General features: G+C 39.5%; 16 protein-coding genes. 7 read left to right on the top strand and 9 right to left on the bottom strand.

What is annotated here, in order from left to right:
• Positions 1-249: 249 nt before the first annotated feature.
• The 4 genes from BLT30_RS00820 to BLT30_RS00805 are packed head-to-tail and all read right to left on the bottom strand — an operon-like array spanning position 250 to position 6,092.
• Positions 250-1,140: a DUF6443 domain-containing protein gene (locus BLT30_RS00820; protein WP_089870597.1), complete on the bottom strand. Its 891-nt coding sequence runs from the start codon at positions 1,138-1,140 to the stop codon at positions 250-252.
• The gene (locus tag BLT30_RS00815; protein WP_089870596.1) at positions 1,115-1,489 is read right to left on the bottom strand and encodes a four helix bundle protein; all 375 of its coding nucleotides are present in this window, start codon (positions 1,487-1,489) and stop codon (positions 1,115-1,117) included. The genes BLT30_RS00820 and BLT30_RS00815 overlap by 26 nt, the downstream gene beginning before the upstream one ends.
• 22 nt (positions 1,490-1,511) lie before the next feature.
• The gene (locus tag BLT30_RS00810) at positions 1,512-4,571 is read right to left on the bottom strand and encodes an RHS repeat domain-containing protein (RefSeq protein ID WP_089870594.1); all 3,060 of its coding nucleotides are present in this window, start codon (positions 4,569-4,571) and stop codon (positions 1,512-1,514) included.
• Between the two features lie 6 nt (positions 4,572-4,577).
• Positions 4,578-6,092, bottom strand: coding sequence for a T9SS type A sorting domain-containing protein (locus BLT30_RS00805; protein WP_245707085.1), 1,515 nt, complete (start codon positions 6,090-6,092; stop codon positions 4,578-4,580).
• 650 nt (positions 6,093-6,742) lie between these two features.
• On the opposite strand from BLT30_RS00805, the gene BLT30_RS00800 reads away from it, so the two are divergent.
• The 5 genes from BLT30_RS00800 (at position 6,743) to BLT30_RS00780 (ending at position 11,263) form a co-directional block, all read left to right on the top strand.
• Entirely contained in the window at positions 6,743-7,378 is a 636-nt protein-coding gene (locus BLT30_RS00800) for a DUF6266 family protein (RefSeq protein ID WP_089870590.1), read from the top strand.
• 121 nt (positions 7,379-7,499) lie between these two features.
• Entirely contained in the window at positions 7,500-8,216 is a 717-nt protein-coding gene (locus BLT30_RS00795; protein WP_089870589.1) for a polyprenol monophosphomannose synthase, read from the top strand.
• Between the two features lie 310 nt (positions 8,217-8,526).
• The gene (locus tag BLT30_RS00790; protein ID WP_175487111.1) at positions 8,527-8,901 is read left to right on the top strand and encodes a DUF4296 domain-containing protein; all 375 of its coding nucleotides are present in this window, start codon (positions 8,527-8,529) and stop codon (positions 8,899-8,901) included.
• Between the two features lie 59 nt (positions 8,902-8,960).
• Positions 8,961-10,091, top strand: coding sequence for a tRNA guanosine(34) transglycosylase Tgt (gene tgt, locus BLT30_RS00785; RefSeq protein ID WP_089870585.1), 1,131 nt, complete (start codon positions 8,961-8,963; stop codon positions 10,089-10,091).
• A gap of 77 nt (positions 10,092-10,168) precedes the next feature.
• A complete protein-coding gene (locus BLT30_RS00780) occupies positions 10,169-11,263 on the top strand; it encodes an LptF/LptG family permease (protein WP_089870583.1) in 1,095 nt (364 codons plus the stop codon).
• A gap of 32 nt (positions 11,264-11,295) precedes the next feature.
• Here the strand turns inward: BLT30_RS00780 and BLT30_RS00775 are convergent, their stop codons facing one another.
• Positions 11,296-12,507, bottom strand: coding sequence for a type IX secretion system plug protein (locus tag BLT30_RS00775; RefSeq protein ID WP_089870581.1), 1,212 nt, complete (start codon positions 12,505-12,507; stop codon positions 11,296-11,298).
• Positions 12,508-12,552: 45 nt separating this feature from the next.
• Between BLT30_RS00775 and BLT30_RS00770 the strand changes: the two genes are divergently transcribed.
• Positions 12,553-13,191 (top strand): MBL fold metallo-hydrolase, encoded by a 639-nt coding sequence (locus BLT30_RS00770; RefSeq protein WP_089870580.1) that lies wholly within the window; start codon positions 12,553-12,555, stop codon positions 13,189-13,191.
• 13 nt (positions 13,192-13,204) lie between these two features.
• Complete coding sequence (locus tag BLT30_RS00765; RefSeq protein WP_089870578.1) at positions 13,205-13,960, top strand: hypothetical protein; 756 nt, start codon at positions 13,205-13,207, stop codon at positions 13,958-13,960.
• 80 nt (positions 13,961-14,040) lie between these two features.
• Here the strand turns inward: BLT30_RS00765 and pckA are convergent, their stop codons facing one another.
• From pckA to BLT30_RS00745, 4 genes are all read right to left on the bottom strand, one after another.
• Positions 14,041-15,654 (bottom strand): phosphoenolpyruvate carboxykinase (ATP), encoded by a 1,614-nt coding sequence (gene pckA / locus BLT30_RS00760; RefSeq protein ID WP_089870577.1) that lies wholly within the window; start codon positions 15,652-15,654, stop codon positions 14,041-14,043.
• Positions 15,655-15,771: 117 nt separating this feature from the next.
• The gene (locus tag BLT30_RS00755; RefSeq protein ID WP_089870575.1) at positions 15,772-16,674 is read right to left on the bottom strand and encodes a GYDIA family GHMP kinase; all 903 of its coding nucleotides are present in this window, start codon (positions 16,672-16,674) and stop codon (positions 15,772-15,774) included.
• 11 nt (positions 16,675-16,685) lie between these two features.
• A complete protein-coding gene (fabD, locus tag BLT30_RS00750; RefSeq protein WP_089870574.1) occupies positions 16,686-17,561 on the bottom strand; it encodes an ACP S-malonyltransferase in 876 nt (291 codons plus the stop codon).
• Between the two features lie 158 nt (positions 17,562-17,719).
• Positions 17,720-19,723, bottom strand: a complete 2,004-nt coding sequence (locus BLT30_RS00745) for an amino acid ABC transporter substrate-binding protein (protein WP_089870572.1) — start codon at positions 19,721-19,723, stop codon at positions 17,720-17,722.
• Between the last annotated feature and the right edge of the window lie 4 nt (positions 19,724-19,727).

Raw genomic sequence — 19,727 nt, 5'->3', positions numbered from 1 at the left:
GAGAGTAGGTTATTCCTACTCTCGCTTTTAAATTTTTTAATTATTATTTTATCTGATTTCAATAGGTTAAAATTTTATAATCATACCCATCACTAAGTTTGGAACACCTGTTATGATCCTCAATCATTTAAGGCATCATTTACCTACAAAATCAAACGATAGTAGGCTAGACCTACCATTGTTTAACAACTTTAAAATTATTATTTTACTTGATTTTCAACAGCTTAAAATCTAAAAATATATTCATCACTAACTTTGAAACATGACCAGTTCCCTGGAGGCCATCGGTGTGATCACGAAGGCCAGCTGGTCGTACTCGTTATAGACATAGTAGGTGTCCACATTCTCGAGGTTCGCACCGGGACCTGCGGGAGCGCCGGAGGGTCCTTCTACGGGATCCATCAGGACACTTTTCCTTATAAGCAGGGTCTGCCCCTGTGCATTTTTATATTCGGAAGTGGTGTTCCCGTCCTCGTCCGTCACCTTGTTCTTGTAGAGACTTTTGGCAGGGTAATGCCCGCTGATGGCGAGGGACTGCACATAGTTCGCACCGTTCTGGACAGACGTTGTGGTGGTGAACTTCAGCACTTCATTTTGCACATTGCCCTTATAGTCAAACGTGGCAGGATGTCCCTGCCAGGCATTGCCCGGTGGCGTCTGTTGAAGAATCCTGCCCAGCGGCGAGTTCTCCATCATCTTCTCACCATAGATGGTCTCGTTGTCATAGATAGATGCATTGGTCGCATTGGCTGCAGGATATATATTCCGGGTGCTTGCCCCGGACTGTGGCACAGGCAGATAATCCCTTACCTGTCTTCCCAGCCCGTCATATTCGATATGGGTCACTACATCTTTCCTCGTGGGGGATGCGCCGACATTCAGGATCTGCTTGGGCCTGCCCAGCCCGTCGGAGTACTGGATGACCTCCATCCTCTTCACGCAGTCCGCCGTGAGGCAGGTCGTGCTGAGCACATAGTTCTCCGTCTGGGTCTGTGCTGAAATGAATAATGAAAAGTATAGAATGAAAAGTGATAAATATTTCTTCAATGAAAAGTTAAAAGTGAAGAATGAAAAACCTTGTTCCATCCCTTTGTTCCTATTTCTTTCCGTTATTTTATTTTGATCTTTGTGTTTTTTCATGGTTTAAAGCTTTTTTTGAGGTTTTAATACTAGAAACGAGCATACTGATAAGTTCCTTGGCAAGAAAAGCGTTCTCATCAAAAAGTACATCATCAATATGGTCTGTCTGGTAAAGTAGCTCCAGCCAGTATAATGTTTCATTGGCTTCTTTTAGGGAGATATGGAGCTTATGGATGAAATCTGCTCGGCTCTGAGCAAACTCAGCCTCCCTTATCAATGCTCCTACAGCCGTACCACTTCGTAACAACTGTTTGGAAAGAACATATTCTTTATGCTCTGTCAAGATCTTATACAATTGTACAATATGGATACTAAAGCTGAAGCTTTTATTTTTTAATATATTTTTCATTATTGATTTTTAGCTTTTCATTTTAATCCTTGTAATGGTATTCGTTCTTTTTCAGCACATGCAGCACCTCGTTCCCTGAGCCGTCCTTCTCCATCCTTTTTACTTCCTGCAACCTGCCGGCATCATCATAGGTATAGTACTCCCGCTGTCCCGATGGTGGGGTCACGCTTCGGACACCGATCAGCGGGTCGTAGCTATAGGTCGTTACCTGGTAGCTGGAAAGACCTTTTCTGAAAGTGTCCAGCGCGTCAACAAGGTTCTGCTCGGTCTGACCTGCATTTGCCAACGGAGGATTGTTGTCCGTATTGGAGGCATTCACTATGGCATCTATGGCACTTGATGGGATCGTGGACAACAGGGCACCCTCTACCTTGGCGATGGGCATCGTCTTGTTGTAGCCCCATATCACAGAGACTGGGATGCCGTTCTCCAGGGTGTACTGCGTCAGGTTCCCATAGGTGTCGTAGGAATCGAAGGTGATCTTCCTGTCCTCCACGGCGGCGTTCTCCCCTTTCTTCACATAGATATATTTTGGAAGTATCATGGTCGTTCCGGACACATTCGTATTGTACTCTTCCTGAAAGGTCCTGACCTCCGAGTTGACGACCCCGTTCTTATAACTCTTCACGATGAGCGGGGTGGACAGAAGATTCTTTGTCAGCATAGAATTCAGCACACTCTGTGACTGCGCCGTACCCAGCTCTGCAGCCGTTATCTCCTGTGGATAGCGGAATGTCGTCATCATCGTATTCCCACTTCCAGTGGATATGGATTCTGTAGGATAGGTATGTTTGTATGCCGGGATGGAGTAGTTGTTCACTTGCAGGGTCTCGATATAGTCTGTCCCGTTGATATAATCACGTACCCTCACACTGTCTTCTCGGATCCAGGTGTTCCTTAATGAGTATGCGTAATAATTAAATCTATACATTATGATGGGACCTCCCGTACTTGTATATCCATTGGCCATTGCTGATGGATAAATTTTCAATCCGTAACCCATATCAAAATCACTATAGGTATCATTCCCATATTTTGAATTGAAATGCCCGTCATTTTTATACGATTTATAAGTTTCTTTGACCTTTTGTCCGTTGGAATTGAACAATATCTCTTCTTTCAATAATCCGTTCTCCATATTACCGGGCGACCAGGTTACACTAGTCCCATTATCTGCGCTGTACATATTATCATAATCATTGATATTGGTAAATTCATATTCTTTTCGGTAGGAGTTTACCGGCTGTTTTTCATCCTTATAATATTCTTGCACATACGTGTAAGCCACTGATTTCCCATTTACATTGGAGGTCTGCCAGCCCGGATTATTGGAGGCATAACTCTCCACCGCTGAGGTTGTAGCACCGGGAACAGGGGAAGGGCTCAGCCTGACAACACGACTTGAGAAATAATAGTCTCCATGTATCATTCCGCTTGAATCAACATAAGGCAAAATATGATTCTCTGTAGGTACCTTGTAGGTATATTCTCTTGTGATCTTCCCATTATTATTATCAAAGGATTCTATTTTTCTTACTCTTATAGTTCCGGTGTTAGCAAGTTCGTTGGTGTAGAAAAAATCGGATGGTCCAAAATCATCCGCCTCATATTCTATCGTTGTATAACCTCCGGTTGGATAAGTAATTTGCTTTAGATTACCCAGTACTCCATATTGGATGTTTGGATTCTTGTTAGCTCCTAAATACTGTGTTCCCCCATTGTAATATGCCGATTCTGTTGATGCAATTGCTTTTATACCGTTGTTTGCTCCATTATATACTCCCCAGAAGTCCTGATCGTTAGAGGTACGGATTGGTAGCTTTTTACCATCGTTAGCAGACTCATAATAATCAAGAACGTACTTACTGTTTGTAAGATTATCTATTACTCTTTTCAGCTTTAATCGATAATTCATCCCAGCAATATAATTTCCCATATACATAAAACCTGGAGAAGAAGTAGTCGGAAGAGGATCGGAAGAGAAGAAATATTCATATTCCAAAGTGAAGCTTTTGATCATCTGCCCCTTATCATTGATTACAGTTATGGCTTTTAGATAGACATCTCCCGGCATATCGGACCTTGGCTCTGACGTTCTGTTGCTGTATGTGAATTGCACCTTACCTCCTTTAAACTGGATTTCACTCAAAGCCGCCTCCTTTGATTCGGCATAATTGATGCATTTGATTTTGGCTGTTGGTCCATATGGTCCTCCATAAGCAGGCAACGGCCCCCCTGCGTAATAACCTGTAGCCACTTGAGTCTGTATGCTAGGAATATATTTTGTATTGGCAATGAAAGAAGCATATACATACTTCACAAGTTCATTTTTGGGAGAAACGACCTGTTGTAACTTGAAATTGGGGTCATCATAAGTAAATTCACTCGCAGTTGTACAACTATTTTGGATTTTGGTCTGGTAATCCACAAAACTATTGAAAGTATATTTAAAGCCTTCCTCGTCCACAAGGTCCATTTGAGTTCTATAGCCTGAAGCAGTGATATCTGTTTGGTTATAAGGCATAGAAATACCCTTTGTTCCTGTACGGTCAAGGATATATTTTCCGCTTTTATTCAGCAATCGATATGTAAAAACGTCGGGTTCCGGGTCATATTGAGTGGAGATCATTCCGGCTGCCCTAAGCGCCAGCTGATAGCTGGGGTCTTGCTGATTTTGCGCATAGTTTGGAACAAAGGAAGCAGGATTAAATTGAGGTCGAGGGAAGACAACATCCAGATTGCCGAAGACCTGCTGGGATAGAGAAGGTCCAGCGTCAAGCACCCAGCCCAATCCTACACGTGTTGCGATCTGGTCTACTTTGATACCTGTTGTAGTATACCTTAGTTCTATTGGGATTTTTTGTCCTTCTAATTCTATGGTGTATATTGGTATTGAAAAATCAGCAACACCTGTATAATTTCCGGCAGGGATATCCACAAATTGAGACAAGGCCGAGGCTTCCGGACTCTTAGGATACATGTCTATTGTCTTTGCCATGTTAGAAGAGCTTCCTCCATCTTGTGCCCTAATTCCAATAATACTTGTATATAAAATAAATAATAATTGTAATCTCTTTCTCATAGTGTTTTATTCTTTCACAATTTTAGTAGTTAGTTTTTTGTTCTGTTGCGTTGGGATACTCGCCTTGATGATATATACTCCTTGCGGAAGCTTACTCGTATCGACCTTCGTTACCTTATTCTTTGTTTGTAACTTCTGTATCACCTTGCCCGTCATGTCATAGACATAGATATCTGCTTGCCCGGAACCCGAAACAAAGAACTCGGAACTGAGTTCCACATAACAGTACTCCTTCACCGGATTCGGGTAGATCCGGATGTCCTTGTTCTCCATCAGATCTTCTATATCGCCATCCATCAGCTTTACCACTTTCCAGTTTTCTTTGCCCACTTCCTCTGCACTAGTCCCTGCCAATACAAATGAACCATCCCTGTTAAGCAACGCCGATGTCAATCTTTCTTCGTTCTTCTTTTCTTTGCCTTCTACATATTTTCTCCAGACCTCTTTGCCATCTTTGTCGATATACAACATCCAAAATGTCTCGTCATTCTTTTGAACTTTACCCTCTGTCTGGGTAAAACCACCGATCAAAAAGCCTTTGGTCTCAGAGTTTGAGTTTTTAATGGTATTAAGGCTCATCATTACATCCCTGTTCTTAAAGTTGTAGGATTGCTGCCATTGTTCATTGCCATCTTCATCCAAAGCCAAAACCCAAAGATCAGTTCCTTCTTCCAACTTAGCTCTCTTATTTCCCGAGGTCTCACTCCTGCTCTCTCCTCCGATGATGTAGCCCGAGTCCGTCAGTGCCAACGTCCGGATATGGTCGTCCTCGCTTCCGCCATAGTTCTTCTCCCATTGGACCTTGTTGTCCTTGTCCAGCTTCACGATCCAATAATCGCCCTCGCCATTATTTTCTGTGGTTTTTGGTTGATAGTTGGTGGTTATTGGCTCTTCGCCTGTCATGCCGAGCGGAGTCGAAGCATCTATACCTGCTGAGCCTTCTTCATTATTAATTTTTAATTCTTCATTAATTGCCCCGCTTCTCGAATAGATACCCATCAGAACACCACCATCCTTTGTAGGTATCACCTTCTCCACCTCGTCCAGGCCTTTGCCACCCAGGATGAGCTGGACGATGACCTTTCCCGTCTTGTCAAGTTTGGTCACAAGGACATCCTTGGAACCATAGCCCAATTTCGGGTGGTTCGTGCTCCCTGCGATGACATAGCCCTGGTCGGTCGTCTGCGTCACGCTCCTGGCCTCTTCGCTGTATCTCGTTCCTATCGTCTGCTGCCATTCTTCTTCGCCATTTTCATCTATTTTAATCACCCAAATATCAGAAGAGCCATTGCCTTTGTCCTTCTTGTCCAGGACCGATGAGGAATACGAGGTGCCTGCCAACAGGAAACCGCCTTCCTGAGTGGAAACGGTGGAACTGAGGTAGTCATGACGATTACCCGAGAAATACCTCTCCCAGACCTTCTGCCCCTGCTGGTCGAGTTTAAGGATATGGTAATCGTAACCATTGTTTTGATTGGAGCTTGGGTTCTGATCCTTTTGGATGGAAGATCCGGATACCAAATATTGGCCGTCTATCGTGACAGCAAGCCCGGAAAGGAAATCCTGGGTATTGGAATCTATGTTCTTTTGCCAGCTTACCTTCTGGGCATGGACATGGCACAGGACAAGAATGCCCACGCCGATGCTGAGTCTTTTCATGTTATGAGTTTTTTTAATTGTTATTCTCTCGATGCAATGATAGCAAGGAGATGCGACAAAACGTGTCGCTTTTTATTTTTTCCTAAAATTAATTGTTTTTTTACTGGATCCAAAATATTTTTCATGCTTTTTTATTATGTTAAATGGATTTAATAGCATTTTTTTATAAAAAGACAAGATCTGACAACAATCATCGAACGAGCATCGAACAAAGGATATACAAAGGATATAGAATAGATATAAATTGGATATAGAATGGATATACATGGGATATACAAACTCCATATTATGTTAACAGAAAATCATAGAAACAAATAGATCTGCCCAGATCATGGAGATCTGCGGGAAAACAAAACCAGTGACCTGTTAAAACTTCATGTGCCTTTCATAAAAAAATCCAAAATAAAAAATAACACGTCAACTTCTGTCGTATCACCATAATACATTTGCCGCATCATTCAGCTGATGATAAAGTTCTAATTTAAATTCATTAACAAAAAAAAACATGTATTATGGGAAAATTATATGACTCATTATTATCAGGCACTTCGGGACGTACAGGACGTATCGTGGTGGCCAACGTCTATGGGAACGAGATCACAAGGACTCGCCCGAGAAAACGAAATGCTCAACCAACCGCCAAACAGCTTCTCATCCAGAACCGGATGAAACGATGCGCAGAGTTCATGCAGTCTTACAAAGGATATGCCTGCAGGCATTTCGGGAACAGAAGTGGGATGAGGTCTTGCTATAATCTGGCAATGACCAATCTGATGGAGAACTTCAAAATAGACTATGCAGCCTCATCCATTACTCCGGACTACCCCGCTCTGGCTTTTTCAAAAGGAGGTCTTTTAGCAGCCATTCCGCTCTCGATAAAATTATCGGGAGACAAATTAGATATCACATGGCAGGACAACTCTGCAGGGAATGTCGATAGAGAGAATGACCTTGCCCAGATCCTCCTGGCAGCAGAAGGGGAAAATTTCACATTCTTTATAGAGAACGCAGCAATTCGTTCGGAGGCTACCTACTCGGCCATTGTGCCGATCAATTTCCAGGAAAAAACACTCCATGTTTGGATGGCCTTCCGGTCAAACGATGAGCAAACCGTCTCAAGCTCGCAGTACATCGGTACCACTGCTTAACTGAAATAAACCCGGTTTGAAATAATTCGAACCGGGTTTATTTCTGGTTAAAAAAAGTTAATTTACAAACGACCAAAAAACATTAGCCGGTAAAAGATTATCTTTGCAAATTATTTGCAGAATGAAGAAATTAGTCATTATTCCTACTTACAACGAAAAAGAAAATATCGAAAAGATCATTTCTGCTGTTTTTGGCTTACAGCAGGACTTTCATATTTTGGTGGTTGACGATTCTTCTCCTGACGGAACTGCAGATATTGTAAAAGAACTTCGTGAGAAATATCCGCTTCAGCTTCATTTGACGGTCAGAAAAATAAAAGATGGATTGGGTAAAGCTTATATCCACGGATTTCAATGGGCAATTCATAACGAGTATGATTTCATTTTCGAGATGGATGCCGATTTTTCCCACAATCCAAAAGATCTGATAAAACTTTATGAAGCTTGTAAAGATGCGGATATGTCTGTCGGCTCCAGGTATTCCCAAGGTGTGAATGTTGTGAACTGGCCGATGGGAAGGGTTTTGCTCTCCTATTTCGCTTCCAAGTATGTCCGGTTTGTTCTCGGACTTCCGATTCACGATACGACAGCCGGCTTTGTTTGTTTCAGAAAAGAAACATTGATCGCAATAGGCTTGGATAAGATCAAGCTGAAAGGTTACGGTTTCCAGGTTGAGATGAAATACCGCGTCTTCAAAAAAGATCTGAAGATCGTAGAAGTCCCAATTATCTTTACCGACAGGACCGAAGGTGAAAGCAAAATGAATGGCGGAATCATCCAGGAAGCTGTTTTCGGAGTTCTGAACCTCAAATGGAAAAACCTTATCGGAAAATTGTAAAGAACCTGTTATGTTAAATTTGTATTAAATATTATTTTTCGCCGATTTTGCAGATCCCGCTGATTTGATTTGTAAATAATGACCTGCTGAATCGGTAAAATCAGTGAGAAAATTAAAAAATAAAGCTTTGAATTAATGCTGTAAAATATTTTACTGGCAATTAAATTTAAGCTCTAAGTATTAAAACAACATAGACACATAGAAATTGTAGTTTAAAAAATGAAAAACAAAGTCCAAATAGCTATTTTAACTAATGGGGGAACTTTTCTTTCTAAAATCTATTGTGCCTATGTGGTGGAAAAATTATAATATGAAACATTTTATTTTTTCTTTAATGATGATTTTCTGTGTTTTGTCTTGTCAAGAGGCGATACAAAAACCGGAGCATATTTTGTCCGAAGAAAAAATGGCTGAGATCATCGCGGATTTTGCCATCAATGACCAAAGCTATACCATCGGAGGAAATATCAATTCTGAAAATGCCACAAGATTTATTCTTAAGAAATATAATATCAAGGGACAACTATTCTCGGATAGTTATAAATATTACATGACAAAACCTGACGTTCTGAAAGATATTATGGATCAGGCGCAGGAATTGATCAAGGCGAAAGACCCAAAGGCGGAAGCTTACATCAATAAAAAATTAAAGGAAAACCCAGAGTTGCCACCACAAGCGAGATAAGTTTGCGAGACGGATTCTTTTCGGCAAAGACCGAATTTGGGAAATTAATAATATAAGGAATGAAATTTTTTGAAATCGAAAAAACTTCAGAATCAAAGGCAAGAGCTGGAGTGATTACGACGGACCACGGACAAATCCAAACCCCGATCTTTATGCCGGTTGGAACGGTTGCATCGGTAAAGACCGTCCACCAGAGAGAACTGAAGGAAGATATAAAAGCGCAAATTATTCTTGGGAATACGTATCATTTGATGCTTCGTCCAAAGATGGACATTATGGAGCAAGCGGGCGGACTCCACAAATTTATGAACTGGGACAGACCAATTTTGACAGACTCCGGCGGTTATCAGGTTTTTTCTTTGGCAAAAAGCAGAAAGATCACTGAAGAAGGTGTGAAATTTAAATCCCATATCGACGGAAGTTTGCAATTTATGTCACCAGAGATTTCTATGCAGATCCAAAGACAGATCGGTGCAGATATTTTTATGGCTTTCGATGAGTGTATTGCTTATCCTAGCGATTATAATGCTGTGAAAACCTCAATGGAGCTTACACATCGTTGGTTGAAAAGATGCATCGATTGGACGGAAGAGAACAAAGAATTGTACGGACACAAGCAAAGATTGTTCCCGATTGTTCAGGGTTCTTGTTATTCCGACCTGAGAAAAATTTCGGCAGAGGTAATCTCAGAAGCAGGAGCAGAAGGAAACGCTATTGGCGGGCTTTCTGTTGGAGAGCCGGAAGAAGAAATGTACAGAATCACCAATGAAGTAACCGACATTCTTCCAAAAGACAAACCAAGATACCTGATGGGTGTCGGAACACCTTGGAATATCATTGAAAGCATAGGTCTTGGAGTTGATATGATGGATTGTGTGATGCCAACGAGAAATGCAAGAAACGCTATGCTCTTTACGTGGCAAGGTGTGATGAATATGAAAAACGAAAAATGGAAAACTGACTTTTCGCCCTTGGATGAGTTTGGGACAAGTTTTGTGGACCAGGAGTACAGCAAAGCCTATGTCCGTCACCTTTTCGTAGCGAAAGAATACCTGGCAAAGCAGATCGCATCGATTCACAACCTGGCATTTTATCTGGACTTGGTAAAAGTAGCGAGAGAGCACATTATCGCAGGAGATTTTTATCAGTGGAAAGAGCAGATCATTCCTCAGTTAAAACAAAGATTGTAAAAGAATAAGAGAAAAGTAAAAAGAATCAGATGAGTATTGATAAATCTTCTGACTTCTGACATCCAACATCTGACCTTATGAAGATCATAGACCTTTACGTCATCAAGAAATATTTGGGAACCCTCATTTTTATGTTGGTATTACTGTCTGTGATCATCATGGTTGTGGATGTTCAGGCAAAAACGCCAAGAATTGAGAGCAATGGTTTTACGGTAGGTTATTTCTTGCTGAATTTCTATCCGTTCTGGATCATGAACCTGATTCTGACCTTTATGTCGATCCTGGTCTTTATCACGGTGATTTTCTTCACTTCCAGAATGGCAAACAACACAGAGATTGTTGCTGTCATTAGCAGTGGTGCAAGTTTTCACAGATTTGCGAGACCTTATCTTATCACATCTTTATTGATTGCATTTATCACTCTGGCCGTCAACCATTTCATTTTGCCCTGGTCCAATATCAAGAAGAATGTGCTGGAACCTTATACCTATAACGCTATAAACAAGGAAAAACTTTTAGGGAATATGACGATTGCGTCTAACATCAATCCCAGCGAATATATCTTTGTCAACAGCTACAACAAAAAAGAAAACCGTGGCTCTGGTTATATGTATCAAAAATTTGATAAGAACAAGAATCTGACCTATCAGATCATGGCGACCGACATCCAGTGGGATGTAAAGAAAAAGCATTTTGTCATCAGCAATTATACGGAAAGAACCATCAAAAAGGATAATACAGAAATTCTTGGAAATGGGGTCAACAAGATTCAGGATTTCAAGCTTCCGCCTTCCGAATTATTTCCGGATAAATTGGTAGCTCAAAACAAAACTACGCCTGAATTACTAGAAATGATAACGCGCGAAAGAATGAAAGGTAATAACAATGTCACTTCCTTCTACAATGAACTTTATCAAAGAACATCCATGCCTGTTTCAATTATTATTCTGACTTTCTTAGGATTGTCCTTGTCTTCTCAGAAAAAAAGAGGCGGACTTGGACTGAATCTCGCTTTGGGAATTGCTTTGGCTTTTTTGTTCGTATTTTCTTTTCAGGTTTTGAATGTGGTCTCCGAGAACAAAACCTTACCTCCGCTTTTAGCAATGTGGCTTCCAAATATCGTATTTGCCCCTATTGCGATCTATCTTTACATAAAGAGAGCAAATGAATAGGCAAGGCAGATTAAATTAATTCATAAGATCATTTATCTAACCGGCGTCCGGAATTCTCCATACCCGATCAGTCCATCGAAATTCCTGCCGAAAGGTGTGTAATATAAGAATGCTTGATAAAGATTCTCTGTCTGCCAGAAGTTGCCGTTGACCTCGCCGTAATTCAGTTTTCCATCAGCTTCTTTTGTTGCGATGATATAATTGTAAAAACCTTGTTTCAGATAGATCTTTGCGATGTATTTTTGAGCTTTCTCATCATATTGCATTTGGCTGGTTTTGTCAGCTTTATAATCATTGAACATTCCCAGAACATAGAATTCTTTATCAAATCTCTGGCTATCCAAAGCAAAATGCACCCAGGAATAATCACCTTCTCTGGAAGCATCCCTTTCTATTCCCAGATCATTTCTTCGGAAATAGAACGCACCATTCACATCTGGTTGATATTGATAATCTGCAGGATAAGCCCAAACAGGATAAAGATAGGTTTGATTTGCGCCATCTATATTCTCCGTATTGGCCACCATATCCATAGCTTGATTCATGGTCTTATTATCAAAGTAGTAAAACTCATTATTTCCAGGAAAAGCCAAATTCAATTGTTGGAATAAAAGCTGATTCCCAAGCGTAGAACTCGGGCGAATATTGTTCAGGGCGATTCCCCAATTGTTATTCTGGATGACGCTCAAAGAGAGCGAGGAAAGATTATTGGTAATTCCCGCACCGCTTCCGGTAGCCTGGATCTCTATTCTTTGTTTTGCATTTGGGTTTCTGGCATCTATAAATCTTGTGACATTGATGCCGAGATTGGCTCCGTCTTCATAGATAGAAAATCTTCTTTTGAACAATGGTTTGTCCTGAGAATCTTTGTAAACAATGATCTCATAGTTTCCGGAAATCTTTGGCTGAATCTTTTCGTTCGGAAAAGTCAGCTGATAATGCGTGTATTTCTGATAAGTATTGAAGGAAAATTGGAAATTCTCTATCAATGCATTCATACTTCCATTGGCAAATTCGGTAAAGAAAAGACCATCATCTTCCCAATTCTTATTATAATGTTTGTAGGTATAACGATAAAGCTGGCTTGTATTTGAAAGATCGTCAAATCTCAAAATCAATTGTTCGCCTTGTCCGATGACAGCTGTCTCATCATTGGTCTTGGGATTGAAAACTTGGATGCTTTTAATTTCCTGCCCAAAAGAAATCGCTGCTAAAAAAAGAAAAAATAGTTTAATAACCTTCATCTTGCTAAGTTAATGTTTTATATTTTTACAATTAAAATAAAAAGAATGCTGCACGTAAAATCCTTTGCATTTAATCCATTTTCCGAGAATACATACATCATTTATAACGATGAAAAGGATGCTTTTCTTATAGATCCGGGCAATATGCCTGAACAGGAAACCAAAGTTCTGGGAGAATTCATCAGGACGAATGAACTTAACATCAAAAATATTCTTCTGACACACGCTCACATTGACCATATTATTGGTCTACAATGGGCTCATGATACATTTAATGTTCCGGTCCTGATACATCCTGATGAGATGGAGATTCTTGATCGTGCATCTTTTACCGCAAAAAATTATGGTTTTTTCTTTCCGGCGTTCAAAGGAAAGATTCAGCAGATCAAAGAAGGAGAAAAATTAGATTTAGGACCGGAAACCATTGAGATCTACGATGTTCCGGGACATTCGCCGGGAAGTGTTGCTTTTTATAATGAAAACAATGGATTTGTGATTTCCGGTGATGCGCTTTTTATGATGAGCATAGGGAGAACCGACCTTCACAAAGGCGATTACGAACAATTGATTTCAAGTATTAAAAATAAATTGCTGACTTTGCCAGAAAATACCAAAGTTTACAGTGGTCACGGAGAACCAACATCAATCGGTTTTGAAAAAGAGCATAATCCTTTCCTTAAATAAAAACTAATTTGTAATGAAATACAAGATTTTATTTTTCTTTTTATTGATTTCCAGTGTTGTATTTTCTCAAAACGAAAAGCTGGATAAAACTAAAACCGAGAATATTCAGAAAGTAATCAGGTTATTTCAGTCCAAAAATATTGACGGAATTACTAAAATCATTAATTATCCTCTGAGAAGAGAATATCCAATTCCTAGTGTTAAAAACAGTGCTGATTTCAAGAAAAGATTCAATCAGATTTTTGATGAGAAAATCATTGATCAAATTTCAAATTCGAAAATTGAACAATGGTCAGAAGTTGGCTGGCGCGGAATAATGCTGGATAACGGAGACCTGTGGATTGATACCGATGGAAGAATTACAGCACTTAATTATCAAAGCCAATTTGAAACAAATCAAAAAAACAACATTATTGCTAACGAAAAGAAAAATCTGTTTTCGTCTTTGAAACAATATAAATCGCCTGTTTATAAATTCACTACCAAAAATTATTTGATTAGAATTGATGAGTTGGACAACGGAAAATACCGCTATGCATCCTGGAAATTAGGCAAAAAAGAATCTACAAAACCCGATTTGATCTTGACCAATGGCGAAATCAGAATGGATGGAAGCGGTGGCAATCATACTATTACTTTCAAAAAAGGCGAATTTAGTTATATCATTTACAGAGGAATTATTGGCGAAAAAGATGCTCCGGAAATTGATTTAACAGTTGAACAAAATAATAAAGTTATTCTGCAACAAGATGGGAAATTAATTCAATAGATTTATGCTGTCAGGCTGAGGCTCTCGAAGCCTTTTAAATAAAAAAACGCTTCCAATTTGGAAGCGTTTCTATTATCTTTCTAGTCCTGATGAACTTCTGATAAAATCGGTCCCGAAGAAACCAATTCCAATGCTTCGTCATTATCAGTGAATTGCTCGAAATATTTGATATATCTCGCAGCCAGATCTTTAGCTTTAGCTTCCCAATCAGAATTATTCTCATACGTATCCCTCGGGTCAAGGATGTTTTCGGAAACATTTGGCAACGATGTCGGGAACTCCAGATTCATCACAGGAACTTTGTTGGTTTCAGCTTTATCAATGCTTCCGTCAATAATCGCATCAATAATCGCTCTTGTATCTTTCAGGGAAATTCTTTTTCCGGTTCCGTTCCAACCTGTATTTACTAAATATGCTTTTGCACCGTGTTCTTTCATTTTTCCGATTAATGTTTTAGAATACATCGTTGGATGAAGTGTCAAAAATGCTTCTCCGAATGCCGGTGAAAAAGAAGGTGTCGGCTCTGTGATACCCAATTCTGTTCCTGCTAATTTGGATGTATATCCGCAAAGAAAATGATATTGTGCCTGCTGGTCTGTCAAGATAGAAACCGGAGGCAAAACCCCGAATGCATCTGCCGACAAATAAATGATCTTACTTGCGTGACCAGCTTTGGAAGGGAGGACAATTTTGCTGATATGATAAATTGGATAGGAAACTCTTGTATTTTCCGTAATCGAACCATCAGTATAATCTACGTTTCCTTCATCATCCGTAACCACATTTTCCAATAATGCATCTCTTCTGATAGCACCATAGATATCCGGTTCTTTTTCTTTACTAAGGTCAATTACTTTTGCATAACATCCGCCTTCATAATTGAAAACACCATTGTTATCCCAACCGTGCTCATCATCGCCGATCAGGTAACGTTTTGGGTCTGCGGAAAGTGTGGTTTTTCCAGTTCCGGAAAGCCCGAAGAAAACAGCAACATCGCCTTTCTCGCCAACGTTTGCGGAACAATGCATAGAAGCCATTCCTTTCAGAGGAAGGTAATAATTCATGATGGAGAACATTCCTTTCTTCATTTCTCCGCCATACCAGGTTCCACCGATAATCTGAATTTTTTTGGTCAAATCGAACATTACAAACACTTCAGAGTTAAGTCCGTGTTGTTGCCAATTTGGATTTACAGATTCGGAAGAATTGATGACCAAAAAATCCGGTTCTCCATAATTCTGAAGGTCATAATGAGACGGTCGAATAAACATATTCATCACAAAATGAGCCTGCCAAGCGACTTTTGTCACGAACCTTACTTTCAGTCTCGTGTCCTCGTTAGAACCGCAAAATGTATCGATAACATAGATTCTGTCGCCAGAAAGGTCTTTGGTTACGATATCTTTTAGCTCATCAAAAACTTCGACTGTGGTTGGGCGGTTGATGTTTCCGTCCCACCAGATCGTATCCTGAGTGATATTGTCTTTTACAATATATCTGTCTTTTGGAGACCTGCCGGTAAAAATTCCGGTTTTTACAGCCACAGCTCCCGACTTTGTCAAAACGCCTTTAGCAAATCCGGAATTGTTCGGGTTCATTTCTGCCTGGAAAATTTCTTCGTAAGTTGGATTGTGGATGATCTCTTTCGGATTGAAAATACCTTGGCGTTCAAGATAAGATTTTAACTTGTCCATTTTTAATTTTTTTGAAGATTAAGGGTGTTGCGACAAATGTAAAAATATCGGCGAATTATCAAAGTTTTTATAAACTGACTTTCATCAGTTCAATAAAAATTCATAATTAATTAATAATCAATTAATTAAATCTGACCAAGAAAATATTTTGGTGAAACCTTGCTTTTCGAAATAGTCTTGGTAATCTCCAAATTTGGACGCAAGAACGAAATCTCCTCCCCAAGCACCCAAACTTTTGACAAAGCTTGGACAATTTTGGAAATATTTTTCTTTCACAGTTGGAGTTTCGAGGAAATCGGACAGTTTTTGCTCGTGAATTGTCATTAATTCAGAAAATTCTTTCAAATTCTGACTGTTGACAATCATTTTGGTTAATTTAGAATAGTCATTGATTAATTCTGTTGAAGTTGGCTTAGATTTGTAATGAGAAATTCCTTCTCTCGTATCTTGTTTTTGATTGAGATGAATAAAAATTAATTCATCCTTGAAACTCGGATTGAAATCAATTTTATTATAAGTCCTTTCCGGAAAACGGCTGTAGAGAACTGCGGATTTTTCTTTGGCAACAGCAACGTCATAACCACTTCCACCAAGACTGATTTCGTTAAGAGTAAAGGCATCGATGTTTGCCCACTCTGCAAGATTGTTCATCAAGGTAGAACTGCTTCCCAATCCAAAGTCTGAAGGAAACTGAAGATTGGTTTTGATGTGATAAGAAGAATCGTCTTTTAGTTTGGTTTCAGAAAGATCCTGAACATTCTTGATAACTTTGAGAATGAACTCGGCAGCTTTGGAATCATTGGTTTCCAGGATTTTCCAATTTTTATAATCGATGACAGCTTTGAGCCATAATTGATTCTGATGATAAGCTTCCCAAAAAATCAATGACTTCTGGTCTTCATTCTCTGTATAAAAAAGCTCTTGTCCCAGCTTTGTTGGAACAGCCAGGACAAGAGCGCCATCAACAGCAACATATTCTGAGGTAAGCATTAACTTGCCTGGTGAAAATATCCTGCTCATTTGTTGATTATTTATATTGCAGAGGCTACAGAAACTTCCGAATTAATTTTCTTGATCAAACCTTGAAGTGTTTTCCCTGGTCCAACTTCTATAAAATTATTCGCACCGTCTTTTATCATATTCTGAACGCTCTGCGTCCATTTTACTGGACCTGTCAGCTGAGCAATAAGATTTCTCTTGATCTCTTCCGGGTCAGAAACCGCAGTTGTTGTGATATTCTGATAAACAGGAATTGTTGCTTTTCGGAAATTTGTTTTTTCAATCGCCGCTGCCAATCTCTCCTGAGCAGGCATCATCAATGGCGAATGAAAAGCACCATTTACAGGCAACAACAAAGCTCTTTTTGCACCAGCCGCTTTCAAAGCTTCGCAAGCTTTTTCAACAGCTGTTGTCTCTCCGGAAATTACCAATTGTCCGGGACAGTTGTAATTTGCAGGAACTACAATGCCTTCGATTTCTGCACAGATTTCTTCAACTTTGGCATCTTCCAGACCAAGAATTGCAGCCATAGAACTTGGATTAATATCGCAAGCCATCTGCATTGCCTGTGCTCTTTCGGAAACTAATTTCAGTCCGTCTTCGAAAGATAAAACGCCGTTAGCAACCAAAGCGGAAAATTCGCCCAAAGAATGTCCGGCAACCATTTCTGCGCCCAAACCGTTCACTACTTTTACAGCAGCAACAGAGTGTAGGAAAATAGCTGGTTGGGTGACGCTGGTTTTTTTAAGGTCTTCATCTGTTCCATTGAACATCACAGAAACAATATCAAAACCAAGAATATCATTGGCAGAATCCATCAGGTCTTTCACATCTTTTCGGGAGTCGTAAAGTTCTTTTCCCATCCCGACAAACTGTGAACCCTGCCCAGGAAATACAAGTGCTTTCATATTTTTTATAAATGATAATTGATGAATGATAGTTGATCCATCAATGTTTTAAAAATTTTATTTTAATACTAATCTTTTTTTGAACGCAAACCTCAAAGCCAAATAGATATAATAGCGAATCTTGAATCAATTATCATTCATCGCTTATCAACTATAACTTACTGCATCAATCTCACAACTCTGTAGCCGTTGTTGATATAAGCGCCATTTGGTTTTGCTTTTACAAATTCGAATTTTGTAGCTAACTGAGTTTGTGATTTGCCTATCTGCTTGAAAATTTCTCCTTTTTTATTTTCTCTCGTCAACATATCGTTCATCACATCAAAACCAATAACGGCATATTTTGAAGGCGTTTTACAATATTTGCCTTTGTAAGCTGCAAGAATTTCCTTTTCAAAATCGCCATCGTAATTGATTTTTCTATCCATCAGATAAACCAAACTCGCTTTTGAAAGATCATCTACATTTTTCTCAAAACTTGGATTGTAGAACATACTGAAAGCTTTCACACCTTCTGTCTGTTTTCCAAGGGCTATAACTTTCGAAGCAAAAGCAGCACCTGCAGATTCGTCATCGTCCGCTAAAACCGCAATCACAGGAACCGATTGTCCTGTCATCATATTATTTTCCAACTGAATCTCTGATGAAGAATTAACGATAACAACATTAGGTTTTGATAATGACTTTTCCAAACCAGCTTTAATTGCATTAGCATTTGCTTTGGAATTATCTGCAACAATATAGATTTTTTGGTCTTGATAAACCTGACCAACTTCTTTCACGATTCTGTCCGAATAAACTGAATTTTCAGTTTCGATGATAATCAAATTGCTGTAATCAAAAAGGTCTTCCGAATTAGCAAAAGGTGCAACTACAGGAATTTTTTTATCATTCACAAATCTTAGAACTTCAAGAACACTTGATTTGAAAAAAGGCCCCACAATCAAATCTGTATTATCCGGATTGATCTGGGAAAGACTATTTTTGAAAGTTGTTTCATTTCCAGCATCTACAACTTTGATATCCAATTTTTGTCCGTTTGTTGCATTTCTCTCAGCTGCTAATTTTGCGCCGGTCAAGAAATCCATAGACATTGTTCTGTACTTCGCATCGTTCGCATCGTACCCGAAAGGCAGCATCAAAACAACACTCAAAACATCACCGCTTTTCTTAGAATACATCGGGTCTTGTTTCTTGATTTTCAAAGTCATCCCGGCTTTCAATCCATCAGAAAGATTTGGATTAAGGCTAATCAATTGGTCAAGTGTCACATTGAATCTGTTCATAATACTGAACATTGTATCGCCACTCTGAACCGTGTAAGTCACATAATCATCTTCCGAAGAAGTTACAGATGAAGAAGTTTTCGTTGGCTCCGAAACCGTTGTCTGCCTTGTCGTTTCAGTGACCGGAGCTGATGTCGCATTGCTTTGAGAATTATCCTCAACCTTGATAGAATTAGAAGAACTTGCTGCAGAATCCGAACCGGAAACTCTAATCGCTTCTCCCGGTTTCAAACCTGTTGTTTCCAATCCTGGATTCAAAGCAAATAATTGCTTTTGTGTCAGGTTGAACTGTCTCGAGATTTTATAATAATTATCCTTTGCCTGAACAACATATAGACTTTTGTCAGAAGAAGTAGTTTCAGTTTTAGTCACTGTTTTTACTTCCGCAGGTTTTTCTGTCGTTGTCGTTGTTGTCGTTTGAACAACAGTTGCAGGCGTAGAACCTCCAAATTTCTGAATGTTATCTAATGGCAAAGTAATCTTGTCACCGATTTTCATATGAGAATCCAGTTCAGGGTTCAGTTTTCTAAGGTCTGCCTCAGAAATCTGATACTGTTTTGTAATTCCGTAAATGGTTTGCTTTGGCTGTAAGGTAATGGTTCCTGTTTTTCCTGTTTTAGCTACAGAAGTTGCAGGTGCTGGCGTTGAAGATACAGCTTTTGTACCGCTGCCTCCTTTTGAAACAACGATAACATCGCCAATTTTAAGACCACCTTCTTTTTTGGAAGGATTCAATTGATACAATTCATCAATCGTGATACCATATTGTTTAGAAATACCGTAAGGTGTTTCCTTTGGTGCAACAGTGTGGGTTTTCTGCGCCGAAAGCCCTAAAAATCCGATAAGTCCTGATAAAATGAAAATCTTTTTAACCATCCTT

Origin of the sequence: Epilithonimonas hungarica (genome assembly GCF_900102265.1) — a bacterium.
Taxonomy (GTDB): domain Bacteria; phylum Bacteroidota; class Bacteroidia; order Flavobacteriales; family Weeksellaceae; genus Epilithonimonas; species Epilithonimonas hungarica.
This window is presented reverse-complemented; position numbering and strand designations above follow the sequence as displayed.

Excerpts from the sequence above, each read along its gene's own strand:
- BLT30_RS00820 (WP_089870597.1), bottom strand. The coding sequence starts at position 1,140 with ATGAAAAAACACAAAGATCAAAATAAAATAACGGAAAGAAATAGGAAC.
- BLT30_RS00815 (WP_089870596.1), bottom strand. The coding sequence starts at position 1,489 with ATGAAAAATATATTAAAAAATAAAAGCTTCAGCTTTAGTATCCATATT.
- BLT30_RS00810 (WP_089870594.1), bottom strand. The coding sequence starts at position 4,571 with ATGAGAAAGAGATTACAATTATTATTTATTTTATATACAAGTATTATT.
- BLT30_RS00800 (WP_089870590.1), top strand. The coding sequence starts at position 6,743 with ATGGGAAAATTATATGACTCATTATTATCAGGCACTTCGGGACGTACA.
- BLT30_RS00795 (WP_089870589.1), top strand. The coding sequence starts at position 7,500 with ATGAAGAAATTAGTCATTATTCCTACTTACAACGAAAAAGAAAATATC.
- BLT30_RS00790 (WP_175487111.1), top strand. The coding sequence starts at position 8,527 with ATGAAACATTTTATTTTTTCTTTAATGATGATTTTCTGTGTTTTGTCT.
- tgt (WP_089870585.1), top strand. The coding sequence starts at position 8,961 with ATGAAATTTTTTGAAATCGAAAAAACTTCAGAATCAAAGGCAAGAGCT.
- BLT30_RS00780 (WP_089870583.1), top strand. The coding sequence starts at position 10,169 with ATGAAGATCATAGACCTTTACGTCATCAAGAAATATTTGGGAACCCTC.
- BLT30_RS00775 (WP_089870581.1), bottom strand. The coding sequence starts at position 12,507 with ATGAAGGTTATTAAACTATTTTTTCTTTTTTTAGCAGCGATTTCTTTT.
- BLT30_RS00770 (WP_089870580.1), top strand. The coding sequence starts at position 12,553 with ATGCTGCACGTAAAATCCTTTGCATTTAATCCATTTTCCGAGAATACA.
- BLT30_RS00765 (WP_089870578.1), top strand. The coding sequence starts at position 13,205 with ATGAAATACAAGATTTTATTTTTCTTTTTATTGATTTCCAGTGTTGTA.
- pckA (WP_089870577.1), bottom strand. The coding sequence starts at position 15,654 with ATGGACAAGTTAAAATCTTATCTTGAACGCCAAGGTATTTTCAATCCG.
- BLT30_RS00755 (WP_089870575.1), bottom strand. The coding sequence starts at position 16,674 with ATGAGCAGGATATTTTCACCAGGCAAGTTAATGCTTACCTCAGAATAT.
- fabD (WP_089870574.1), bottom strand. The coding sequence starts at position 17,561 with ATGAAAGCACTTGTATTTCCTGGGCAGGGTTCACAGTTTGTCGGGATG.
- BLT30_RS00745 (WP_089870572.1), bottom strand. The coding sequence starts at position 19,723 with ATGGTTAAAAAGATTTTCATTTTATCAGGACTTATCGGATTTTTAGGG.